Annotated in this window: 20 protein-coding genes, 1 tRNA gene and 1 pseudogene; 13 read left to right on the forward strand and 9 right to left on the reverse strand. The window is 60.9% G+C overall.

Going from position 1 to position 23,530, the window contains the following annotated elements; translation table 11 throughout:
• Window positions 1-34 precede the first annotated feature (34 nt).
• Window positions 35-1,252, reverse strand: a complete 1,218-nt coding sequence (locus AB4N73_RS17070; RefSeq protein ID WP_460142347.1) for an MFS transporter — start codon at window positions 1,250-1,252, stop codon at window positions 35-37.
• A gap of 432 nt (window positions 1,253-1,684) precedes the next feature.
• Here AB4N73_RS17070 and AB4N73_RS17075 point away from each other — a divergent pair, with 432 nt between their 5' ends.
• The 6 genes from AB4N73_RS17075 to ggt all read left to right on the forward strand — a co-directional run bounded on the left by AB4N73_RS17075 (window position 1,685) and on the right by ggt (window position 8,035).
• Entirely contained in the window at window positions 1,685-3,742 is a 2,058-nt protein-coding gene (locus AB4N73_RS17075) for a methyl-accepting chemotaxis protein (protein ID WP_130929608.1), read from the forward strand.
• A gap of 115 nt (window positions 3,743-3,857) precedes the next feature.
• Window positions 3,858-3,934: transfer RNA gene (locus tag AB4N73_RS17080), tRNA-Met, on the forward strand.
• Window positions 3,935-4,160: 226 nt separating this feature from the next.
• Window positions 4,161-5,408, forward strand: coding sequence for an S-type pyocin domain-containing protein (locus AB4N73_RS17085; RefSeq protein ID WP_095181650.1), 1,248 nt, complete (start codon window positions 4,161-4,163; stop codon window positions 5,406-5,408).
• A 9-nt stretch (window positions 5,409-5,417) separates the two neighbouring features.
• Window positions 5,418-5,687 (forward strand): bacteriocin immunity protein, encoded by a 270-nt coding sequence (locus AB4N73_RS17090; protein WP_095181649.1) that lies wholly within the window; start codon window positions 5,418-5,420, stop codon window positions 5,685-5,687.
• Between the two features lie 50 nt (window positions 5,688-5,737).
• Entirely contained in the window at window positions 5,738-5,986 is a 249-nt protein-coding gene (locus AB4N73_RS17095; RefSeq protein WP_150638764.1) for a bacteriocin immunity protein, read from the forward strand.
• A gap of 216 nt (window positions 5,987-6,202) precedes the next feature.
• Window positions 6,203-8,035: a gamma-glutamyltransferase gene (ggt, locus tag AB4N73_RS17100; RefSeq protein ID WP_460142348.1), complete on the forward strand. Its 1,833-nt coding sequence runs from the start codon at window positions 6,203-6,205 to the stop codon at window positions 8,033-8,035.
• Between the two features lie 53 nt (window positions 8,036-8,088).
• On the opposite strand, the gene AB4N73_RS17105 is transcribed toward ggt, so the two are convergent.
• The 4 genes and pseudogenes from AB4N73_RS17105 to AB4N73_RS17120 form a co-directional block, all read right to left on the reverse strand.
• Window positions 8,089-8,688: a flavin reductase family protein gene (locus tag AB4N73_RS17105; protein WP_041480012.1), complete on the reverse strand. Its 600-nt coding sequence runs from the start codon at window positions 8,686-8,688 to the stop codon at window positions 8,089-8,091.
• Between the two features lie 216 nt (window positions 8,689-8,904).
• Complete coding sequence (locus AB4N73_RS17110) at window positions 8,905-9,465, reverse strand: methyl-accepting chemotaxis protein (protein ID WP_241663599.1); 561 nt, start codon at window positions 9,463-9,465, stop codon at window positions 8,905-8,907.
• Window positions 9,445-10,221 (reverse strand): annotated as a pseudogene (locus tag AB4N73_RS17115) (PAS domain-containing protein); the annotation flags it as partial. The pseudogene AB4N73_RS17115 and the gene AB4N73_RS17110, both read right to left, overlap by 21 nt.
• A 114-nt stretch (window positions 10,222-10,335) precedes the next feature.
• Window positions 10,336-11,649 (reverse strand): MFS transporter, encoded by a 1,314-nt coding sequence (locus AB4N73_RS17120; protein ID WP_323620614.1) that lies wholly within the window; start codon window positions 11,647-11,649, stop codon window positions 10,336-10,338.
• Window positions 11,650-11,991: 342 nt separating this feature from the next.
• Here AB4N73_RS17120 and AB4N73_RS17125 point away from each other — a divergent pair, with 342 nt between their 5' ends.
• On the forward strand, window positions 11,992-13,410 hold the full coding sequence (locus AB4N73_RS17125; RefSeq protein WP_016773194.1) for a short-chain fatty acid transporter: 1,419 nt from the start codon (window positions 11,992-11,994) through the stop codon (window positions 13,408-13,410).
• A 60-nt stretch (window positions 13,411-13,470) separates the two neighbouring features.
• Here the strand turns inward: AB4N73_RS17125 and AB4N73_RS17130 are convergent, their stop codons facing one another.
• Window positions 13,471-13,761 carry a nucleotidyltransferase family protein gene (locus AB4N73_RS17130; protein ID WP_042609686.1) on the reverse strand — a complete coding sequence of 97 codons (291 nt, stop codon included), beginning with the start codon at window positions 13,759-13,761 and terminating at the stop codon, window positions 13,471-13,473.
• 217 nt (window positions 13,762-13,978) lie between these two features.
• Here AB4N73_RS17130 and AB4N73_RS17135 point away from each other — a divergent pair, with 217 nt between their 5' ends.
• Both AB4N73_RS17135 and AB4N73_RS17140 read left to right on the forward strand, forming a co-directional pair.
• Window positions 13,979-15,151: a hypothetical protein gene (locus tag AB4N73_RS17135; protein WP_041480016.1), complete on the forward strand. Its 1,173-nt coding sequence runs from the start codon at window positions 13,979-13,981 to the stop codon at window positions 15,149-15,151.
• A gap of 174 nt (window positions 15,152-15,325) precedes the next feature.
• Window positions 15,326-15,850 carry an SET domain-containing protein gene (locus AB4N73_RS17140; RefSeq protein ID WP_056790338.1) on the forward strand — a complete coding sequence of 175 codons (525 nt, stop codon included), beginning with the start codon at window positions 15,326-15,328 and terminating at the stop codon, window positions 15,848-15,850.
• 9 nt (window positions 15,851-15,859) lie between these two features.
• On the opposite strand, the gene can is transcribed toward AB4N73_RS17140, so the two are convergent.
• Entirely contained in the window at window positions 15,860-16,504 is a 645-nt protein-coding gene (gene can, locus AB4N73_RS17145) for a carbonate dehydratase (RefSeq protein ID WP_460142349.1), read from the reverse strand.
• A gap of 140 nt (window positions 16,505-16,644) precedes the next feature.
• Between can and AB4N73_RS17150 the strand changes: the two genes are divergently transcribed.
• Window positions 16,645-17,049 (forward strand): serine kinase/phosphatase, encoded by a 405-nt coding sequence (locus AB4N73_RS17150; protein ID WP_252886803.1) that lies wholly within the window; start codon window positions 16,645-16,647, stop codon window positions 17,047-17,049.
• 119 nt (window positions 17,050-17,168) lie between these two features.
• Here the strand turns inward: AB4N73_RS17150 and rimI are convergent, their stop codons facing one another.
• Both rimI and AB4N73_RS17160 read right to left on the reverse strand, forming a co-directional pair.
• Entirely contained in the window at window positions 17,169-17,621 is a 453-nt protein-coding gene (gene rimI / locus AB4N73_RS17155; RefSeq protein WP_039761243.1) for a ribosomal protein S18-alanine N-acetyltransferase, read from the reverse strand.
• Entirely contained in the window at window positions 17,614-18,360 is a 747-nt protein-coding gene (locus tag AB4N73_RS17160) for an energy transducer TonB (protein WP_217851583.1), read from the reverse strand. The genes rimI and AB4N73_RS17160 overlap by 8 nt, the downstream gene beginning before the upstream one ends.
• A gap of 242 nt (window positions 18,361-18,602) precedes the next feature.
• On the opposite strand from AB4N73_RS17160, the gene mksB reads away from it, so the two are divergent.
• Genes mksB through mksF form a run of 3 tightly spaced genes read left to right on the forward strand, consistent with a single transcriptional unit; the run spans window position 18,603 to window position 23,411 of the window.
• On the forward strand, window positions 18,603-19,883 hold the full coding sequence (gene mksB, locus AB4N73_RS17165) for an Mks condensin complex protein MksB (RefSeq protein ID WP_160768349.1): 1,281 nt from the start codon (window positions 18,603-18,605) through the stop codon (window positions 19,881-19,883).
• A complete protein-coding gene (mksE, locus tag AB4N73_RS17170; protein ID WP_016773189.1) occupies window positions 19,873-20,574 on the forward strand; it encodes an Mks condensin complex protein MksE in 702 nt (233 codons plus the stop codon). The genes mksB and mksE overlap by 11 nt, the downstream gene beginning before the upstream one ends.
• The gene (mksF, locus tag AB4N73_RS17175; RefSeq protein ID WP_041480021.1) at window positions 20,571-23,411 is read left to right on the forward strand and encodes an Mks condensin complex protein MksF; all 2,841 of its coding nucleotides are present in this window, start codon (window positions 20,571-20,573) and stop codon (window positions 23,409-23,411) included. The genes mksE and mksF overlap by 4 nt, the downstream gene beginning before the upstream one ends.
• Window positions 23,412-23,530: the final 119 nt, after the last annotated feature.

A 23,530-nucleotide genomic window follows, 5' to 3' on the forward strand; every position in this document is an offset into this window, starting at 1 on the left:
GAGCAGGCTCGCTCCCACAGTTCGATTCGTCTGTTCAGGCCTTTCTGGTACGCGGTAAAAAGACCGCCAACACACCAAACAACGGCAGGAATGAGCAAAGGAAATACACGTACTCAATCCCGTGCACATCCGCCAGATGCCCGAGCAGCGCTGCGCCAATCCCGCCGAAACCGAACATCAGTCCGAAGAAGATCCCGGCAATCATCCCGACATTGCCTGGCACCAGTTCCTGCGCGTACACCACGATCGCCGAGAATGCCGACGCCAGAATGAAGCCGATCACCACGCTGAGAATGCTGGTCCAGAACAGATCGACATGCGGCAGGATCAGGGTGAATGGCGCCACCCCCAGGATGGAAAACCAGATCACTGCCTTGCGCCCGATCTTGTCGCCGATAGGCCCGCCGAAGAACGTCCCAGCCGCCACTGCGCCCAAAAACAGGAACAAGTGCAATTGCGAACTCGCCACTGACAGGTCGAACTTCTCGATCAGGTAGAAGGTGAAATAACTGGTGAAACTGGCCATGTAAAAATACTTGGAGAACACCAGCAGCCCGAGCACCACCAGCGCACTGGTCACCCTGCCCTTCGACAAGCCGTGCGTCGCCGCCTGGCCGGCCTTGAGCTTGAACAGGTTCAGGTGATTGGCGTACCAGCGGCTGATGCGGTACAGCACGAACAGCGCAAACACCGCGAACAGACCGAACCACGCCACATTGCCCTGGCCGAAGGGAATGATGATCGCCGCCGCCAGCAATGGGCCGAACGCGGAGCCGGCATTGCCGCCGACCTGAAAGGTCGATTGCGCCAGACCAAACCGGCCGCCCGAGGCCAGCCGCGCAACACGCGAGGCTTCCGGGTGAAAGGTCGACGAGCCGATACCAATCAGCGCCGCCGCCAGCAGAATCAATGGGAAGCTGCCGACCACCGACATCATCAGAATGCCGATCAAGGTACACACCGTGCCCGCCGGTAACAGCCACGGTTTGGGGTGGCGATCAGTGTGATACCCGACCCACGGCTGCAACAGCGACGCGGTCAACTGAAAGGTCAAGGTGATCAGGCCGACCTGGGTAAACGTCAGGCCATAGCTGGCCTTGAGCATCGGGTAGATCGACGGCAGCACCGACTGGATCAGGTCATTGATCAGATGCGCCAGCGCCACCGCGCCGATGATGCGCATCACCAAGGGGCTGCTTTGCGGAGCAGCGGTCGCCGAGGCAGCGGGGGTCTGGACGTTGCTGATAGCCATGGAAAATTCCGGACAGCAGATGGGTGCCCGCAGGCAGGTGCGTCAATGTGCCATTTTTCGGTGCGCCAGCGCTATCCCCTTAGCCAGCTAACTAACCAACATTCCTATCTCGCGTAGGAGCTGCCGAAGGCTGCGATCTTTTGATCTTGCTTCTAAGCATCAAAGTCAAAAGATCGCAGCCTTCGGCAGCTCCTACAGGGGATCGCTGGTGGCGAAGGTGATAGCTCAACGCCATGGTCTGAATCTTGCCTTGCTTCTGCCCTTGAACACGATCGCCTTACAAAGGCGCTCGACAATGGGAAGTTTCGCTACAGAGCCGGCCTACAGAGCGGGCGAGGGTGAACTTTCGAGGCCTTTTAGAGGGCACGGGTCGTGAGCCAACAGCTCGCGATGCACGCCAATGGTGCGTGGTGTCCAGAGGAGTCATGAGGCATGCAGGCTTTCCTTTCACCGGGGATCAAATTGCTGGGGCGGTTTGGCTTCGCAGGTAAATTCCAATTGTTGTTTCTGCTGTTCATTCTGCCGCTGGCCGGCAGCCTGTTGATGATCGGCCATGACTATCGCGAGAAGCTCAATCTGATCTCGGGCGAACGTGCCGGCGTGCGTCAGCTGCTCGCGCTGGATGCGCTGGACAACCTGCTCGCCGCTCAACGCGACCGCGCCGCCCGCTGGCGCGCCACCGAGACCAATCGTCAGCCTACACCGGCCACCCTCGCCGCCATGGCCGCCTTCGACGGCGTGCAACCGGCAGTGCTGCAAGCCACCACAGAGCTGGGCAATGCCCTGAACCAGCAAGGCGCCGACGGCGCAATCCTCGAACGCTTTCAGGCGCTGCAAACCGCACTCAATGGCCTTGATTCGAAAAGCCTGAGCAGTGTCGGCTGGTGGCCGGACGGTTATGACCGCTTCACCAATGCCCTGGGCGCGCTGCAAGCCTTGCGCGAGCAGATCGTCATGGACAATCGCCTGACCCTCGCGCCGTGGCTGGAAACCTACCTGCTGACGCAGATTTCCACGCAGCACGCGCCGGACCTGATCGAGCGTGTCGGCCGTCTCGCCGCGGTCGGCCAGGCTTCGGTGGTCTCCGGGCAGTTCACCCTGCAGAGCCGCCTGCAGTTGCGCGACCTGCGCAGCCGCATTGGTGACGCCCGAGAGCAACTGGTGAAAACCGCCGGCCTGCTGGAGGCGCGTCTGCCAGCCGAGCTGCAAGCCTGGGCCGGCCAGTATCACGACAGCCTGAAACACCTCGACAGCGGCCTGAAAGTCCTCGACGACGGTGTGTTTGGCGGCAGCATCAACCTCAAGCCAGAGGACTTCGAACGCAGCCTCGACGCGCTGCTCACCGACCTCGCTTCCCTGCGCCAGCAATCCCTGGTCGCGCTGGATCAGCGGCTCGATGCGTATTACAGCTCGGCGATCCGCCAGTTCATTCTTGTCGCTGCTATCTTCGGTTGCTTGCTGTTGGCCGCGTTGTATCTGTTTGTCTGCCTGCAAGCCTCGATTCGCCGTAGCGCCAGCGGCATCACCTTGCTCGCCGAAGCCTTGCGCGACGGTAACCTGAGCCTGCAAGTGCCGGTGGTGGGGCGCGATGAGCTGGCAGCGATCAGCACCGCGCTCAACGTCGCTGTGGTGCAATTGCGCAGCAGCATGCTTGGCGTCGACCACGAGACCTCGCAGTTGAGCAACGCGGTACGCAGCCTCAACCAACACTCCAGCGGCGCCCTGAGCGAAGTCGAAGCGCAGCAATTGCAGATCAGCCAGATCGCCGCTGCCGCCACGCAATTGGCCGCCACCTCGCAAGGCGTCGCGCAGAGTTGCGAACAGGCCTCCGGCAGCGCCCAGCAAACCCGGCGCATCGCCGCCGACAGCAGCCGCGACAGCCAACGCACCACGGCGAGCATTCAGCAGCTCAATCAGCGCCTGAACGACACCGCCGCCGCGCTCGGCCGGGTCAGCGAGCAAGGCCAGCAGATTCAACTGGTCGTGGACACCATTCGCGGCGTCGCCGAGCAGACCAACCTGCTCGCGCTCAACGCCGCCATCGAGGCCGCCCGCGCCGGCGAACAGGGTCGCGGCTTTGCCGTGGTCGCCGACGAGGTGCGCAGCCTCTCGCAACGCACGCAATCGTCCACCGCGCAGATCGCCGGCACCGTCGACAGCCTGCGCGCCACGGTCAACGAAGCGGTGAGCCTGATGGAAGCCGCCTGTGGTCAGGCGCAATCGGATGCCGAAGCGGTCACCGGACTCGGCGAACGCCTGGGAGAAATCGCCAGCGCCGTACAGAGTGTCACCGACACCCTGGCGCAAATCGCCACAGCGGTTGAAGAACAGGCCAGCACTGCCGACGAAGTCAGCGGCAATATCCAGCAGGTCGATCAAGCGGCGGTGCGTTTGCTCGAAGGCGCACGCGCCGTAAACCTAGCGGCGGACACCTTGAGCCAGGGTAGCGAGGCCCTGAGCGCCAATACCGCCAGATTCCAACTGCGCTGACGCCCTCCCCGGCCCCGATTTTCGGGGCTGGAGGATAAGCAGTTGAAAACAGGAAGAAATATTTTCGATTTACGCTTGACGCTTTGCCATTTCAGGGGAATAATGCGCGCCACTTGGCTACATAGCTCAGTTGGTTAGAGCATAGCATTCATAATGCTGGGGTCCGGGGTTCAAGTCCCTGTGTAGCCACCAAGTACTAAAAACGGCTTACCGAAAGGTAGGCCGTTTTTTTATGCCTCGAGAAAAGTCCTTTTCCTCCCGCTCCCTGCATGCAATTCAGATGCCTCCGTAAGAAAAAAGTAGATCTCTGGTACGAAACGGATCTTTCGTAGCATCAGCCACCTGTCGCTCTCTCCCCGAATCGCTCCTATACCGACAAGCTCCCCTGGCTCGACTCAGCGCCATACAGGGAGTTGGCATGCCTCAATACAAATACCTTCTCGACGATGACTGGTTATTAAATCCGTATAGCGGTGGCAGGGCCTGGTTTACTTTGCTTCCACCGAAAGCACCGGAGCCGGTGTACATCGAGAAGGATGAGTGGCCTGCGCCCAAGCCACGCGAAGACAGGGTCTTTGCCAAGTCCTGCACGCCGGACAACTGGTGTCGCACGGACGCTGGCACTGCCAAGGAGCCAGCCAGCAACTTCGGCAAGATCATGGTCGCCGGCGCCATGCTCATGCCCTCCGCCAGTACCGCTGTAGCGACGGCGATAGGTGCCGACCTGGCTTTGGGGCGTCTGGCCGGCGGCGGGATTTTGCAACAGCGCCTGAACTGGGCCATCCGTGGCGCCGGCGGGCCGGCCAGCGTGTTCGTGCTGGGAATGCTGCCGAGCAAAATGGCCGACGGCACGCTTCACACCGACGAAGAACTACGCCGCATGAGCCGCGCCACCACGCGCGTGCGCTTCCAGTTTCGTCGTGATGCCGAAGGTGTTCTGCGGGTTTACGGCATCCATTCCGGCGCCTCTGGCGACGACGCCGTACGCACGGTGAACGTCAAGTGGAACGCCGACAAGACCGCCATGGAGGCCAAGCTCAACGGCATCACCATTCTCTGGACGCCGCAACGCGGGCCGTTGGGATCGATGCCTCCGCTGGTTTATCCCGACCACGGTGAGGCACTCGACCCGATCCTCGTCCACCCGATCCCGGACAACACCGATAGCCAGATTGAGGGTCTGCCGGGCGAGGATGTAACGGCCGAGGATTGTATTCTGGTGTTCCCGGCGGACACCGGGCTGAAGTCGTTGTATGTGGTTTATTCAAGGCCGGCGAGGCAGACGCCTGGGATCGTTACGGGGGTGGGAGAGGATGTGGGCGGTATTTGGCTTGACCATGCTCAAGCTCAGGGTGGCGCCCCTATTCCGACCAGCATCGCGGATAAACTCAGAGGGAGCGAATATTCTAGTTTTGATTCGTTTAGGCGGGCTTTTTGGGCCGTTGCCTCAAAAGACAGCGCAGTGGCACAACAGGTCAGCGAAGATAATCTACGACGTATGCGCAACGGAAATGCGCCCCGCGCCCGCTTAGGTGATGCAGCAGGGAAAAGGATCTCTCATGAGATTCATCATGTGGAACCGATATCCGAAGGTGGTGATATCTACAACGTAGATAACCTAAGGGTCTACACACCCAAAAACCATGTCGACGTACACCGTAAATAAGGGCATAGCATGAGCGACCCATTCATCAAAAGCAGCTTTTCCGACTATACCGAGCAGGATTTCATTGATCTCATAGATGAAATAAGAAAGGAGGATATAGCGCCGACAGATCTCCGTGCAGATGCATTGATTATGCACTTCAACAAGATAGTAGGACATCCGAGCGGGATGGATCTGATCTACTACCCCGAGCCCGGAGCAGATACAACATCTGCCGGAATAGCTCGTACAGTCATGGCATGGCGCGAAGCGAATCGACTACCTGGGTTCAAGACATGAATCCTGCCGCCCGTTTCATTTGAACTGTGGAACTTCAACTTGAGAACGTTATGACTAACATATCCGACTACACCGAAGCAGAATTCTTGAAATTTGTGCAATCTGTTCTTGCAGCCAACACAAGCCCAGACGAGATTCTCGATCCGCTGTTGTTTGAATTTGTACGTCTGTGTGAGCACCCAGCGGGCACTGACCTTATCTATTGGCCCGAGGATATGAAACAACAAACAGCCGAGAGCATTACCGAAATCGTGAAAAAGTGGCGCTCTACCCATGGTCTGCCGGGCTTCAAGCAATGAGTTTCTGACTCACTAACCCTGCATCACTCTCAAGAAGATCGCACCACCCGAGCTACCGCTTTCGCGAGCAGGCTCGCTCCCACAAGGGCATCGTTTTCGGCCAATCGATTGGCGCGGCAGCTGATCGGAAGGGCTGTAATTCCCACGCGGTTTGCACCCCGCCGGCCCGCTCGATAAAGTCCCCGAAGACTTTTACCCCACGGACGGAGAGCCCGCGTGTTTCCAGCCCAGCCCTTGAAGCGCTTTCGCCTGCCAGCCCTGACACTGTTTGTCAGCGCTCTGACCCTCACCGCATGCAACGCCCCGCCCTCTTCTTCGTTGCCGCTGGCACCGGAAGCCGCTTCCGGTTACCGCACTGATCTGCAAACCCGTCACGCCAATAAACACATGGCCGCTGCTGCCAATCCACTCGCGGCCGAAGCCGGGCGGGAGATGTTGCGTCAGGGTGGTTCGGCGATTGATGCGGCGATTGCGATGCAGGCGGTGTTGACGCTGGTTGAGCCGCAGTCTTCCGGGATCGGTGGCGGGGCGATGATTGTGTTGTGGGATGGCAAGCAGGTGCGCACCTATGACGGCCGCGAAACGGCGCCGGCCGGGGCCACCGAGAAGCTGTTCCTGAAGGCTGACGGTAAACCGATGGCCTTTACGCAAGCGCAGATCGGCGGGCGCTCGGTCGGTACGCCCGGGGTATTGCGGGCGCTGGAGCTGGCGCATCGACAACACGGTCGCTTGCCTTGGGCGAAGCTGTTTGAGCCAGCGATCAAACTGGCCGAGCAAGGCTTTGCGATTTCCCCGCGCCTGCATTCGCTGCTGACTGCCGATCCACTGATACGCCAGTCGCCAGACATGGCCGCGTACTTCCTCAATGACGATGGCAGCGTCAAAGCTGTCGGCACACGCCTGCAAAACCCGAAATTGGCTGCCGTGTTCAAACGTATCGCCAGCGAAGGTGCCGATGCGCTGTACAAAGGTCCGATCGCCGAAGAGATCGTCGCCAGGGTTCAACAGCACGCCAACCCCGGCAGCCTGTCGCTGAACGATTTGCAGCGTTATCAGGCCAAGGAGCGCGCGCCGCTGTGTACCGACTACAAGCGTTGGCAGGTCTGCGGCATGCCGCCACCGTCGTCGGGCGGGATCGCCGTGGCGCAGATTCTCGGCACGTTGCAGGCGCTGGAGACTCGCGACCCACGCCTGTCGCTGACCCCGCTCAAACCAACGAAAACCGATAAGCCGGCCGGCATCGAACCGGTGCCGCAAGCAGTGCACCTGATCGCCGAGGCTGAACGTCTGGCCTATGCCGATCGTGCGCAATACGTGGCCGACACCGACTTCGTCCCGGTACCGGTCAAAGGTCTGCTCGATCCGGCCTACCTGGCCAGCCGCGCCAGCCTGATCGGCGAGCGCAGCATGGGCAGCGCCAAACCGGGCACACCGCCGGGCGTGCAGGTTGCCTACGCACCGGACCGCTCGCCGTTGCGCATCTCGACCTCGCAAGTGGTGGCGGTGGATGATCTCGGCGGCGCAGTATCGATGACCACCACCATCGAAGCCGCGTTCGGCTCGCACCTGATGGTTCAGGGTTTTCTGCTGAACAACCAGATGACCGACTTCTCGTTCATCCCCGAAGAGAACGGGCAGAAAGTCGCCAACCGCGTCGAACCCGGAAAACGCCCACGTTCGTCGATGGCGCCGACGCTGATCTTTGATCGCAACACTGGTGAATTCGTCGCCACGGTCGGCTCGCCCGGCGGTTCGCAAATCATCGAATACGTGGCGAAAACCACCATCGGCCTGCTCGACTGGAACCTCGATGCACAAAGTGCGATCAACCTGCCCAATTTCGGCAGCCGCAACGGCCCCACCGAACTGGAACAGGGACAGTTCAGCCCGGCGCTGATCCAAGCACTCAAGGACAAGGGCCACACGCTCAGCGAAATCGACATGACCAGCGGCACCCAAGCGATCGTGCGGGTGAAGGATGCGCAGGGCAAAGCGACCTTGACGGGGGGTGCCGATCCTCGGCGTGAGGGAGAAGCGTTGGGGGACTGAAACACCGCATTGAAAAAGGCCTGCCGAGCAGCAGGCCTTCTCCCGGTAGTAAATCAGACCGCCAACGTCTTGCCATCCACCCCGTCCCCAATCTTCAGGAAATGCCCCCCCGCCACGTGGTGCAAGGTACGCAATCCATCCTGCCCTTCGAAATGCCAGCGCCCATCGCTGAACACACGCTCATCGGCCTGGGCGGCGATGACTTCGGCGAGGAACAGGTCGTATTGCTCGTGATTGCGCGGCTCTGGCAGCAGGCGGCATTCGAGCCAGGCAACACAACCCTCGAGCAGCGGCGCTTCAACCTGTTCGCCGGCAAAGGTGTGCAGGCCGTACGCCTGAAATTTGTCGTGCCCCTGGTTACGGGTGATTTCCAGGCCGGACGTATTGCCGACGGTTTGCACGATATCGGCCTGATTGACGCAAGGCACGTTCAGCACAAAGGTCCCGGAGGCTTCAAGCAACTGGCGGGTCCAGGTGGATTTGTCGAGGACGACGGCGACTTTCGGCGGTTCGAAATCCAGCGGCATGGCCCAGGCGGCGGCCATGATGTTGCGCTGGCCGTCGTGAGCGGCGCTGACCAGCACGGTCGGCCCGTGGTTGAGCAGGCGGTAGGCTTTGTTCAGAGGCACCGGACGGCGGTGGGAAACGCTCATGGGATTTGCTCCGGAGGAAAAGGAGCCGATTGTAGCGCTGTCACTGGCGAAACACAGAACCTGTGGGAGCGAGCAGATGCGGCGCTGCCCCTCGGTGATCGTTCCCACGCTCCGCGCGGGAATGCATCCTGTGACGCTCTGCGTCACGCCAGCGAAGGAACGCGGAGCGTCCCGGGCGGCATTCCCACGCAGAGCGTGGGAACGATCAGTGCGGTATCAGTGAGAGAGCTGATTGGCAAACTGCCCCACCGCATCCACCACTTTCTGCGCACCGTCCTGAATCTCGACGATCACCGTGCCCGCCTCCGCCGCCAGCGCCAGACCCTGTTCGGCCTGAAGCTTGCCGTCGGTCATCAGCGCCACGGCATTGCGGGCCATTTCCTGGTTCTGCCGTACCACGCCGACGATTTCGTCCGTCGCCTGGCTGGTGCGCGAGGCCAGTTGCCGGACCTCGTCCGCGACCACGGCAAAACCACGGCCCTGCTCGCCGGCCCGGGCGGCTTCGATGGCAGCGTTGAGCGCCAGCAGGTTGGTCTGTTCGGCAATGCCGCTGATGGTTTTGACGATCGTGCCGATCACCAGCGACTGCTCGTTCAGCGCCTCGATACCTTCGCCGGCGGCTTGCATGTGACGCGACAAATCACGCATCACGTTCACCGCTTCGGTGACGACCGTGGTGCCCCGTTGCGCGGTGCTGTCGGTTTGTTGCGAGGTGCTGTAAGCGATGCTGGCCGCGTCGGCAACCGCCTGCTCGCGGTTGACCTGATCAGTAATCACCGTGGCGAACTTCACCACTTTGTACAGTCTGTCGTTGGCATCGACCACCGGGTTGTAGGACGCTTCCAGCCACACCGTACGACCATGGCTGTCGATACGCTTGAAGCGGCCTGCGACGAATTCGCCACTGTTCAAGCGCCGCCAGAAGTTCTGGTACTCGGCGCTGTTGTACTCTTCCGGGGCGCAAAACGTGCGGTGATGTTTACCCTTGATCTGCGCCAGGCTGTAACCCATGCCGTTGAGGAAGCGATCATTGGCGCTGAGCACATTGCCGTTGAGGTCGAATTCAATCACGGCGGTGGAACGCACCAGCGCACCGATCAGGTTCTCATGCTCGCGGGAGGCCTCGATGGTGCGGGTCAGGTCGCTGGCGTAGAAGGAAATGTGTCTGATCCGGCCATCGGACGAGCGTACCGGTTGCACGATGGAACGCAGCCACGCCTCGTCGCCATTGCCGCGCAACAGGCGCACGGCGCCGGCAAAATGCTCGCCACGGCTCATCGAGTTCTTGAAGCGCTGATGGAATTCGTCGGTTTTGACGTGGGCCGGGACGATGTCTTCGATTGCCCGGCCGATCAGGTCCTGGCTCTTGTAGAACATTTCATCGAGAAAATTCTGGTTGACCGAACGAATCCGCCCGTCGGGCTCAAGGGTCAGCGCGAGCATTTCGCTTTCCAGGCTTTCCTTCACTTGTACAAGGCTGGAGAGTTCTTCGCGGAGAGCGGCCAGCTCTTGCTTCAAGCGTTTATTGAACATGGGAAAGCACCGATGGCAGGGTAGTTAGCGGATACAACCTAGCCATCGGCCTTGCGCAGCTTTTCTTAAGCCAGCTCCAGACCCGTCAGTCGAAAATAATCCGGCGCTTGCGGATCAGGCAGCGCCGGCCGCCTGACACGGTCCGGTACGTGGCATGCGCGCACCGAAATACGCCGCCGTCACAATCCCCACAGCGCCCATCACGGCACAAAAGATCACGCAGATCCATGGACTCCACGGCATCAGACCAATCAGCAACAGCGGTGTGATACTTGCCCAGGCGGCGTAGGCAATGTTGTAGGTGAAGGAAATGCCCGACACGCGAATCCGCGCCGGGAACAACCCGACCATCACCGAAGGCACCGCACCTACTACCCCACAAGCCAGGCCGGCGACCGCATAGGCCATGCCGATCCAATGCCCGCCCATGATCAGACAGCCATACAACACGCCAATGCCCAGCGGCAGCAACAAGCTGTAGAGCATGACCGTGCGCCAGGCGCCGATGCGGTCGACCAGCAGCCCAGCGATCACGCAGCCGATATTCAGAAAAACGATGCCCAAGGCACTGAGGCCGAAGGTGTGGCTGGCGGTCATGCCGAAGGTTTTCTGCATCATCGTCGGGGTGATGACCACGAACACCACCACCGCCGAGGTCAGCACACACGTGAGCAACATGGCCGGCAGCATGGCCAGACGATGTTCACGCAGCACCGTGCGCAACGGCAGTTCGACCCGCGCCTCGCGCTGCGCTTCCATGGCCATGAACACCGGGGTTTCGCTGAGCCAGCGGCGCAGGTAAACGCCCACCACGCCAAACACACCGCCGAGCAGGAATGGATAGCGCCAGGCGTAATCGAGAATTTCGGCAGGCGTGAAAACCTGTGCCAGGAAGGTCGCAGTGAGTGCGCCGATCAAGTAACCGAACGTCAGGCCGGCCTGCAGAAAGCCCAAGGCGTAACCACGATGGCCGACAGGCGCATGCTCGGCGACGAACACCCAGGCACTCGGCACTTCGCCGCCCACCGCAGCGCCTTGCAGGATGCGCAGCGCCAGCAACAGCAAGGGTGCGAAATATCCGATCTGCGCGTAGGTCGGCATGATCCCGATCAGCAGGCACGGCAGCGCCATCATCAGGATGCTCAGGCTGAACACCTTTTTGCGGCCCAGACGGTCGGCGAAATGCGCCATCAAAATCCCGCCCAACGGCCGCGCCAGATAACCGGTGACGAAGATGCCGAAGCTTTGCAGCAAACGCAGCCACTCGGGCATTTCCGGGGGGAAGAACAGCTGGCTGAGGGTCAGCGCAAAGAATACGAAGATGATGAAATCGTAGATTTCCAGCGCCCCGCCAAGCGCCGCAAGGCCGAGGGTCTTGTAGTCGGAGCGGCTGAACGGCGCCGGTCGGGCTGGAGAATTGGCAGTCATGACAAAGAACTCAGGCATCGGCAAAAACCAAGGCGCCCATGGTCTACGCAAAAGCACGGATCGACAACCCGTCAGACCATAGTCTCGGTTTGCGAAAACCTGCTCAACAAAAGGGCGGCGCTTGATTTACTGTTAGCGCCTGTCCAAGGGACCACGCCAACACCGACCAGCCGCCCATGTGGGAGCGAGCCTGCTCGCGAAAGCGTCAGTTCAGACAACCTGATGCTGAATGTGCCGACGTCTTCGCGAGCAGGCTCGCTCCCACAGGGTTCTCTGTGGCTGTCGAGCCGGGCGACTGCTCCCACGGATCAAAATAACCATAAAAAATCCGAGGTACTTCCTGTGGCCGTTGATATCGAAGATAGCCGCTCCGCGCGCTTTGCCCTGCGCTGTTCCAGTTTTGCCGAACGCTGGTTTCCCGATTCCTGGGTATTCGCCGCGTTGGCCGTGATCATCGTTGCGCTGGCCACTCTGGCCATGGGCGCCAAACCCACCGCTGCAGCGATGGCCTTCGGCGACGGCTTCTGGAGCCTGATCCCGTTCACCATGCAGATGGCCTTCGTGGTGATCGGCGGCTACGTCGTCGCCAGCTCTCCGCCCGCAGTCAAACTGATCGACAAACTGGCACGCATCCCGAAAAACGGCCGCTCCGCCGTGGCCTGGGTGGCATTGATCTCGATGGTCGCCTCCCTGCTCAATTGGGGTCTGTCGCTGGTATTTGGCGGGCTGCTGGTACGCGCCCTCGCCCGCCGCACCGATCTGAAGATGGATTACCGCGCCGCCGGTGCCGCTGCTTACCTGGGCCTCGGCGCGGTGTGGGCGCTGGGCTTGTCATCGTCGGCCGCACAGTTGCAGGCCAACCCGGGCAGCCTGCCGCCGTCGATCCTGTCGATCACTGGCGTAATCCCGTTCACCGAAACCATTTTTCTCTGGCAATCCGGGGTCATGCTGCTGGCGCTGATCGTGATCTCGATCATCATCGCCTACGCCACCGCGCCCGGGCCGAATTCGGCACGCGACGCCAAGGCCTGCGGCATCGATCCGGCGTTCAACCTGCCGCCGCTGCAACCGCGCACTCGCCCCGGCGAATGGCTGGAACACAGCCCGTTGCTGATCATCGTATTGGTGCTGCTCGCAGCAGGATGGCTGTTTCACGAGTTCTCGACCAAACCAGCGATTACCGCGATTTCCGGCCTGAACACCTATAACTTCCTGTTCATCATGCTCGGCGCGCTGCTGCACTGGCGCCCGCGCAGCTTCCTCGATGCCGTGGCCCGTGCGGTGCCGACCACCACTGGCGTGTTGATCCAGTTTCCGCTGTACGGCTCGATCGCCGCGCTGATGACCACGGTCAAAGGCGCCGACGCGCAAACCCTCGCGCATCACATCTCGACTTTCTTTGTCAGCATCGCTTCCCACGACACCTATGCGCTGCTGATGGGCGTGTATTCGGCGATTCTCGGTTTCTTCATCCCGTCCGGCGGCGGTAAATGGATCATCGAAGCGCCCTACGTGATGCAAGTCGCCAATGACCTGCAGTACCACCTCGGCTGGGCGGTGCAGATCTACAACGCCGCCGAAGCCCTGCCGAACCTGATCAATCCGTTCTATATGCTGCCGCTGCTGGGCGTGCTCGGGTTGAAGGCGCGGGACTTGATAGGCTTTTCGTTCGTGCAACTGCTGGTGCACACGCCGCTGGTGCTGCTGTTGTTGTGGGCGCTGGGGACGACATTGGCGTATACGCCGCCGGTGATGCCGTAAGTCGATAAAAACGCACCTGCTCAAGGGCAGGTGCTCTCAAAACTTGGTTTGATCGCTGCTTTAGACGGGTCGCGCCTGATCAAGCACCTGCTGACGAAATTTCACTGGCAGGTCGCCGGGGGTCAGCACCTCGACCGCAACACCCAGCAGGTCTTCAAGCTCAACCTGAAGTCCGCCCAGATCAAAAAGCGTCGTGCCGGGCAGCGGGTCAACCAGCAGATCGAGATCGCTACCGTCCAGATCCGTCCCCAGCAATGCTGAACCAAATACACGCGGGTTGGCCACGCGAAAGCGCCCGATCACTTCGCGGACGGCGGACCTTTGCATGTCGAGAGCAGTAGAAGGCTTCATGACTCACCCTTGGAAAATTCGATGTCGCTGCAGTCTAGCAGTGCGGACGCGCACCAGGCAGCGTGCTTGTTGGCACAGCCGTAACAATATGTGCGCTGCTTGGGTAATACCGCATTCAGGCAAGAATCCACACTCAACCGCTTTTCTGTCAAACACCACTGATCCACTATGAAGCCCCCCCAAATCGAGGGGAACCCACGCTGAAAAGGATCTGAGCATGTTCAAACTCGCAGGACTTACCCTCGTTGCACTGACGCTAAGCGCCGCCGTCCACGCCGATGTCGACGTAAAACTGGGCAGCACCGAGCGCGTCACCCGCCTCTTCGCCTACCCCAACAATTGCAGCGTGATCTGCTTTCGCAATTGGACGCTGGAGCAGACCGTCGCTCATTACTTGAGCCAGAGCGTACAGCGCGATGGTTACGCCGATGCCAAGGTGCTGGTGAAAACCGACAACGATCAGCTTTACGCCGAGATCACCGGAGTGCCGGACGGCTATGACAAGCCGCTGTCGGCGTTGCTCGACGCCGGCGACCTGGCTTATGCCGGCGCCAGCAAGCTCAATGCCGATGGCAAGTGGGCCTACAGCTGGTATCTGTTCCTGCCGCTGGGCATGGCCCTGGAAAATCGCAAAAGCGTCGAGTTGCTGCACTTCCCGCCTGACTACTCGCTGACCCAGGCGCAGGACTATCTGCGCTCGAACACCACCGATCGCTGGGCGACGTTGCTGACCGATAACGGCATCCCCGCCGGGCAGACGCCGGCTTACCAGACCATCATCGACATCGCGCCGATCGCCGCGCCGTCCAATGCCGGCGGGGATCTGGAGGACGTCTACGACTACTTCAAGGATTACCAGACCACGCTGGTCAAGCAGTTCAGCCAGACCGCCAGCGGCACGACGCTGCCGATGGTTGCGTTCGGGGCGCCGGTGCGCAACTGGATCAAGGAACAATACGGGCCGACCGTGGGGGTGCTGGGGCTGGCGAGCATCAGTCCGGCCGAAGGAGTGAATGTGCCGGTGCTCGGCTCGAATCATCCGAGCTATATCTGGTACGCCGCCGATCCGAAAAGCTATACCGGCGACGATGCCCAGGCGAAGGCTGACGCGGCGGGCCTGAAAGTCATGGGCCAGGATTTGAGCGCGGCTTGCTGGCAGGCCGGGATGGGCAGCAAACCGGGCAGCGATGCACAGGCCACGCTGAACAGTTGCACACAAACATGGCAGGTGACGCAAAAGGTCAAAACCTGCGAGTTGTTCTATACCTCGATCCGCAACCTCAGCGCTGAACAAGCGGCTGCCAAGTGCGCCACGCCACGCATCAAGACACAGCTGCAACAGCTGAAAGCGCCACTGCCTGCGGCCGCCGTGCCCGCACCAACTCTGTAATCGCTACTGGAGTCCCCCGTGTCAGCCAATGCTGACGCGGGCCAGCGGTGATCGCGCCTGTCAGGTTTGACAGTAGACCGCTACCTTCAATTGCGCGACGCTTGGATCCAATCATGCCTCGCCTGGCGGGGCATGGGCACAACCCGGAGGCAACACTCAACAACAAGGATCGTTATGAACAATCAAGCCATGGGCCGGCACCTTCCACGCGATACAGAAGGCATCTATCCGTTCGCCGGACTTCCGGTGCGACTGGGCTTTCCATCCTGCCAGGACTTTCAGATTATCCACGACGAACGTGGCATGGCCACGGCGGTGGTCGCGCGCCGCGAGTTTCTGCGCATTAGCCGAATGTGCCGGGTTTCCGGGCAATTGCTGCCCTATCGCTGTCGACAGACCCGTCAGTTGCAAACCGGCATCCACGTTTACGATCCGCGCTTTTGCGGTGTGCTCGAGCACGCCTGCGATCCGAATGTATTTCTCGACATGAGCGAGTTGTGGCTGTGGGCCTTGAAAGATATCCATAGCGGCGAACATCTGAGCATCGATTACGCATCGACCGAAGACAAACTGCTACGCCAGTTCGCCTGCGATTGCGGTTCGTCGCGCTGCCGTGGCTGGATCACCGGTTACGACGAACCACCCACGCCTGAAGGCCAGCGCTTTTTACAGCGCTGGCGGCATCCAGGCCGAAGCTGAAAGCTGCGGTTACGGCGCGCCGACCGGACGCAAACGGTATTGCGGCGGCAACTGTTCGAAACCACTGATGGTGGTATTGAGACTTTTCCAGCGGCCGTCCTTGATGCCGTAGATGCAGCCGTGGATCGACAGCGCCTGCCCGCGATGCCAAGCGTTCTGGATGATGCTGGTGTGCGCGACGTTGGCCACTTGCTGGATCACGTTGAGTTCGCACATGCGATCGACCTGCTCTTCTTCGGTCGCCAGCTTGGCCAGCTCTTCGCGCTTTTCGTAATAAAGATCGCGAATCGACCGCAGCCAGCCGTCGATCAGGCCGAACTGGCGATCCTGCATCGACGCGCGCACGCCGCCGCAGCCGTAGTGGCCGGTGACGAGGATGTGTTTGACCTTGAGCACATCCACCGCGTACTGGATCACCGAGAGGCAGTTGAGGTCGGTGTGCAGCACGACGTTGGCGACGTTGCGGTGTACGAACAGATCGCCCGGCAGCATGCCGACGATTTCGTTGGCCGGCACGCGCGCGTCGGAGCAGCCGATCCATAGATATTCCGGGGTCTGCTGGCGCGCCAGTTTGGCGAAGAAGTCCGGGTCTTCCTTGGTGATCGCGTCAGCCCAACGCTCGTTGTTATCAATCAGGTCTTGTAGATCGTGCATGGATAAGGCCTCAAGAAAGATGCGCAGGTTTGATAGACGACCACCCGTCGAAGTCACGCCGCCAGCGCAAAGTGTTTTCGTTGGAATTCTCGCGCGCCCGGTGAGTCCACTCAGTAAGGCCCACAGTATGAGGAATTGCCATGACTGATTCACGACGCCCTTATGATGCGGTGCAACCGGAACCCATCGACGATAACGAAGACCGCATGGGCTCGGTGCACGAGCTGGATTTCGACGACGAAGAGCCCAGCGCAAAAATCGGAGATGAACTGCCCGAGCGTGAACGTGAACAATTGATGCCGGCTGAGCGAGTGCGTGAGGCTGGCATGACCGGTGCCTCGGTGGATGATCATCAGCCGACTGACGATGACCTGAGCCCGGAAACGTTGATTCGCGAGGACGGCGCGCGCGATGCCGATGAACTCGGCGAGGGCAATCCGGCGGATTGGGATTTGAGCGAGGTCAGTGAAAACGACATCGGCGGCGGTGACGGGCTGGATGAAGCGGAACTGGCGAATCTGGATCCGCTGGATGGCAAGCGCTGATCCGCTGACTTGAAATTTGCCCCCTGTAGGAGCTGCCGAAGGCTGCGATCTTTTGATTTTGCTTTGGATCTTACAAAAACAGGATCAAAAGATCGCAGCCTTCGGCAGCTCCTACAGGTCTAATCCACCAAGGTACAGGCCATCACCACCGCATCCTCACGCCCACCCACCGCCGGGTAATAATCGCGACGCCGGCCGATCTCGTTGAAGCCATACCGCTCATACAACTTGAAAGCAGCAGTATTGCTGTCGCGCACTTCGAGAAAGCACTCCCGCGCTTCAGCCGCATACGCCCGCGACATCAGATGCTCGAGCAACGTCAGGCCCAACCCGCGCCCCTGATTTTCCGGCTTGACGGTGATATTGAGCAGGTGCGCCTCATCAAGAATGATCTGCACCACGCCATGGCCCACTTGCTGCTGCCCTTCGAACATCAGCCAGATCTGGTATTTGCCCAGGCCATCGAGAAAAATCCCCCGGGTCCACGGATGGCTGTACGCGGCGTATTCGATCTTCAACACAGCGTCCAGATCCGCCTCGGTCATCGGGCGAAAGGTTACAGCCTCACTCATCGGATTGTTTCCAGCGCGCCATCAGCCGACGCATGGCTTGCCACACAGCGGCCTTGCGCTGTGGCTCTTCCATTAACAGTTCCAGACCGGGAATCGCCCAGGCCAGGCCCAGACCTTCGATCTGCAATTCACTATTGAACGCTTCGGCGTCCGCTTCCCCGGCAAACTTCAGCGCTGGCAGGCCGATCAGCCACAGACAGGCGCAGGGTGCTGCTTCCATCTGCACCGAGAGGAAACCCTGCACGAAGTCGCGCGCCGCCTCCGGCCCCTGATCCAGCGTGCCGCGATTGAGCCAAGGCCAGCGCACCGGTTCGCCGACGATCTGCGGCGCATCCGGCAGGCCGGCGGCGCGCAGCATGTCCTTGAGCAGCAGGTAGGCCGGATCGCGACTCTGAAACGCTTCGCCTGTGGGTAACTCGACCAGCAGCAGGCAGCGCCCGGCGCGCAGCAGTTGCAGGGCGAACCGCGGCGGCGGCACTGGCGCAGGCTTGACCACCACCGGCGTGTCGTCGACTTCCTCCACCGGTTTCGCGCCGTTGCGGGTGCTGGCCAGCGACGGACGCGGCACTTCGATTTTCGGCCGCTCGACCTGACGCGCGGCAGGCTGCGCCGGTGCTTCGGCCAGAGGCGCCGGAGCAACCGGCACCTCAAGCTCAGGCTCGGGCATCTCCAGCAGCTCGGGCCGCGAAGGCGCGGCGAAAGGCAGTTCGGTGCGCGGCAGCCAGTTGACCACCTGCATGGCGTTCAAATAGGCGCGGCGGCGGGACTCGATAAGCAAAGGTCGGCCACTTGTGGATAACGGAAAGTGCGCTGATTCTACCGCCCTTCGCACAAGATCGCTCGCTGTTGATCGATACCCCGCGCTGCGCTGCGCCGCTGCCCTTTGGGCAAAGAATGCGACAGCCCGTCCCGAGAGTGAATCGCCGCGCCTGTGATGCAGTACAATCGCCGCTTTTAATCGCCAACCAGCCGGCCATTCCGATGATCGAACCCAAGCGCGTCTTGCGCGCCCTCGCTGAACACTGGGCACTTCTGGAGCCACTGTGCGAGCACTTCGACCAAGGCACCCTGAGCCTCAACGAACTGCGCACGCAACTGGCCGCCCAACAACTCGACAGCACGCCACAGGACATCACCAGCCTGCTCGACGTGTGGATTCGCCTCGATATTCTGGTTCCGGTGGCGAAAAGCCCGAACCGTTTCGAGCTCAACGCGCAGATCCACGACTTCCTCGCCTACCTGCGCCGCGAACACCGCCTCGGTCTGTGCCTGGAAATCGAAGCCTACCTGCGTCACCTTGAGCGTCTGGCCGGTTATATACAGGACGCTTTCGACGTCCGTGACGGCAACGATCTGGCGCGCCAGTTGCGTTTGCTCGACATGCGTGTGCGCGACGTACTGAAGAAACTCGACAACGATGAACAGGCCCTGGTGGCCGTGGCCGAACGCGCGAAAACCAGCGACCGGCAGATTCCACTGCGTCAGCGTTACGCCGAAGTCCTGGCGACGTGGGACGAATACGTCGAGCCGATGATCGATCTGGTCAACGCCGACGGCGCCTTCGAGCAAGGCGTGCGCAAGGTCGAAACCGTGCTGCTGAAGATGCTCAGCGAACAGCAGCGCCTCGGCCATCTGGTCGATGACGACATGCTCCTGCGCACCCACGCACGCATCCTCGAAATGCAGACCAGCGCGCAACTGACCCTGCGTCATGCCCGCGAACTGCTGCTGCCGTTGCGTGAAGAAGCGCGTCGGCACAACGCCGTGACCCGTGGCGCCGCACTGGCGCTGGCGGCGATCCGGCGTAAGGGCATCGACGCCGTGCCGCAAGCGGCGATGCCACTGTTCACCCGTCCGCAAAGCACCTTCCTGGGCAGCGCCAGTCAGGTCGAAGCCTACGTCTACGCGCTGGCGCGTTTCGAGCCGAAACCGGCGCGCTTCCCCAAGGCGCACAAAACCCAGAAGGCTGGCGACGCTCCACGAGCGCCGCGCACCGTGCGCGAGATGGTCGATCGTTGCGAAGAATCGCTGCCGATGCCGGATCTGATGACCTGGCTGCTGGAGCAGGAACCGGACGGCGCCACCGACGAATTGCTTTACTGGTTCTCGCGCCTGTCGCGGGAAAAACGCTTCAAGCGCGAGCGTCTGGAACGCCGCGAATACCACACTCACGAGCACCAGGTCAGCCTGCGCTCCTTCGCCCTGCTCTCGGCCAGCGATACCGCCGCCGAGGATTCTGCGAGCATCCCAAATGCATCTTGATCTTTCCGAACTGTCGCAACTGGCGCCGATCTTCCGCGAGTTGTTCAAGGGTTACCACGTCAGCCGCCGTGATCCTGAGCTGTACGCACAACTGTCAAACTTCCAGGATCAGTACCGCACGCTGTTCAAGGCGCTGGGCTTTGAACTGGTCTGCGACACCCGTGGCTTCTACTATTTCGTGCCGGACATGGCCGCCGCAGCGGTGAACAAGACCGCCCAGCGTCTGGCGCTGTTCACCTTCATCCTCGTTGAGCACCTGGCCGATCAGGGCCGCGACCCGATTGCCGTGCTCGACGGCGGCAGTCTCGGCCGCGAAGAATTGCCGTCGCTGCTGGACAAGTACCGCGACCTGTTCATTCAGGCCGAAGTGCAGACCGTCGAAGAACTCGAAGAAAAAATCATGCGCCGCATGACTCAGCTCGGTTTCGCCGGCGAAGAAAACGGTGTCTACCGCTTCCTGCCGCCGATGCACCGTTTCCTCGACGTGTGCCTGTCGGTACAACAGGACCGCGACCTGGCAGCCAGCGTGCACAGCGTATTGCCGTTGCCGGCACCGGTGCTGATCGACGAAGAAGCCGAAGCGAAATTTCTCGAAACCGACGATCCGCTCGACCTTTCCGAATTTGAAGAAGAAAGCGAAGAAGACGCACTGGCCCGCGCCATTGCCGAAGAACAGGAGTCCGATGCATGAGCCAGGAACGCTACGGCATCCGCCGCTTTGCCCTTTTGAACACCGCCGGTTACAGCCTCGGTCTGTTCCCGCTGGAAGAACCGTTGTCGGTTTACGGCGCGAACAACCTCGGCAAGTCGGCGTCGATCAACGCTTTGCAGTTCCCGATTCTGGCGCGCATGTCGGACATGAGCTTCGGCAAGTACAGCCTCGAACAATCGCGGCGCTTCTACTTCGCCTCCGACACCAGTTACATCCTCGTCGAAGTCAACCTGCCCCACGGCCCCCACGTGATCGGCGTGGTCGGTCGCGGCCCGGGCGGCGGTTTCGGGCACCAGTTCTTCGCCTACGCCGGCAAGCTCGACCTGGCGCATTACCAGAAAAACGACACCTGCCTGCGCCAGAAAGAACTGTTCAGCAATCTCGAAAAAGAAGGCCTGAAAGCCTACGAACTCAAGCCGGATGAACTGCGCCGCTTGCTGGTTGGCGGCCACACGTCAATCCCGCTCGACCTGACCCTGATCCCGCTGCGCTCCACCAGCGAGCAAAGCCTGAAGACCTTCCGCGCGTTGTTCATCAACCTGCTGCACATGCGCGAAATCACCGCGGCCAAGCTCAAGCAACTGTTCCTCGATGCCTTCGAACACAGCCTGCGTTCGGGCAGCGTCGATTACATCGCCGCGTGCGAAGAAGCCTTCCGCGATGTGCGGCGCATGGAGCAGGACTACAACTCGCTGGTCGCTGCCGGCCCGTTGGTTGAAGCGCTGGCCAACGGCGTGAAACAGCGCGATGTGCTGCGCGGCAAACTGCATCGCCTGTCGCCGCTGCTCGATTCCTTGCTCGGCACCTGGTCGGACTACGCCACGGCGCGCAAGGAAGAGCTGACCATCCAGGCCGAGCACTACCGTCGCGAGCAGGACGATCTGCAGAACGATCAACGCGGTGGTACTCAGGAACTGATGCGTCTGGAGCGGGAAATTTCCGGCATCCAGCGCTGGCTCGGCGAGCTGTCGGTGCTGAAGAACCGCTTTGCCCTGGTCGATGACGTCAAAGTGCTCGAGCAACAATTGCTCGCCGCCAAGGATGCACACGACGAACTGGCCGGTGCCTTGGCGCAGTCGCGTCAGTTCAGCGCCGAAGATCTCGAAGAGCGTCTGCGCGATCTGGAAAAACGCCTGAAGTCGGTGAAGCAACAACTCGATCACGCTGATAACAACAGCTATGCCCGCCTGCGCGAAGAGTTCTCGCAACAGGACGTCGAGCGCCTGATGCGTCTGTTCAACAGCGCGCTGTTCAGCCTGCCGCTGGGCGAACACGGCATCACCCTCGACGAGAACGGTGAGTGGGTGAAATCCGTGGAGCTGATTCTTGATGGCTTCAAGGGCGAGCGCTTCGAAGTGCCGGGCCTGTCGATCGACATCTCGCACATTGAGCCGCCGGCCTTGCAGGCTCTGGCTGACCGCGCCGCGTTGCGCGATCAGAAAGAGCGTCTGGAAAAAGAGCTCAAGCAACTGAAAACCCAGCAGGCCGTGGCCGCCGACCGCGCCGCGAGCAAGACCCAGACCGAAGCGCTGTACCAGCAGGTGCTGGACGCGCAGAAGGCGCTGGAAGATTTCCGTCGCACCCAGACCCTGAGCGCCGAAGAAAGTGACAAGCTCGAGCAACTGGCGCAGATGGAAGCCGCGCAGGACGAACTCAAGCGCTCCAGCGATGCGTTCACCGAGCGCGTCCAGCAACTGTCGGCCAAGCTGCAACTGGTCGGCCGGCAGATCGCCGATATGGAGGCCAAGCAACGCACCCTCGACGACGCGCTGCGTCGTCGTCAGTTGCTGCCAGCGGATCTGCCGTTCGGCACGCCGTTCATGGATCCGGTCGATGATTCGATGGACAACCTGCTGCCGCTGCTCAACGATTATCAGGACAGCTGGCAGGGCCTCCTGCGTGCCGATGGCCAGATCGAAGCGCTGTACGCGCAGGTGCGTCTGAAAGGTGTGGCCAAGTTCGACAGCGAAGATGATATGGAGCGGCGTCTGTCGTTGCTGATCAACGCTTACGCGCACCGCACCGATGAAGCCCTGACCCTCGGCAAGGCGCGGCGCGCGGCGGTCACCGACATCGCCCGTACTCTGCGCAACATCCGCAGCGATTACGACAGCCTCGAGCATCAACTGGCGCTGTTCAACCGCGAGATCAACAAGCGGCAGGTTTCCAACCTGCAGAGCTTCCGCATCGTCCTCGCGCCAAACAAGGAAGCACTCAAGCACATCGACCAGATCATCCACAGCGCCGGGCAATATGAGGAAGGCGAAACCCTGTCGGTGTTCGATCTCAGCCAGAGCGCCGAGCAGGACAACAAGAACGAAGAGGCCAAGGAATATCTGGCGCGGCTGGTGGCAGCGAACCACAACCAGCTCGGCCTCAAGGACTTGTTCGAACTGGCCTTCGAGATCACCAAGGTCAACGGTCAACCAGTCATCCACACCGACATCGACGGCGCGGCCTCCAACGGTACGACCATGACCATCAAGGCACTGACCAACATGTACTTGTTGCTGCACTTGATGGATCGCGATCTGGCCGGCCGCGTGCGTCTGCCGTACTACCTCGACGAGGCGGCGGACATCGACGAGAAGAACCAGGCGGCGTTGCTGGAGACCAGTCTGCAACTGGGCTTCGTGCCGATTCTGGCGAGTGTTAAGCCGCAAGTCTGCGCCAGTGTCGCGATCGACCTGGAAGGCGGCAGCGGCCCGGCCGGGATCTACATCGATGAAGCGGACTGGAAGTACATCCGCCGCCATGATGTGGTCAAGGCCACGCTGAATGTGCAGGCGGATGAGCCGGAGCTGGATGCGGTTTGATCAGCTTTAGCTGAAGGCATAAAAAGGGCCGCGATCTGCTGGGATCGCGGCCCTTTTTTATGGAGTGGATTTTGTGTTGATTTGGCTGGCCCCTTCGCGAGCAGGCTCGCTCCCACAAT

This window comes from Pseudomonas sp. S3_B08 (assembly GCF_054667725.1).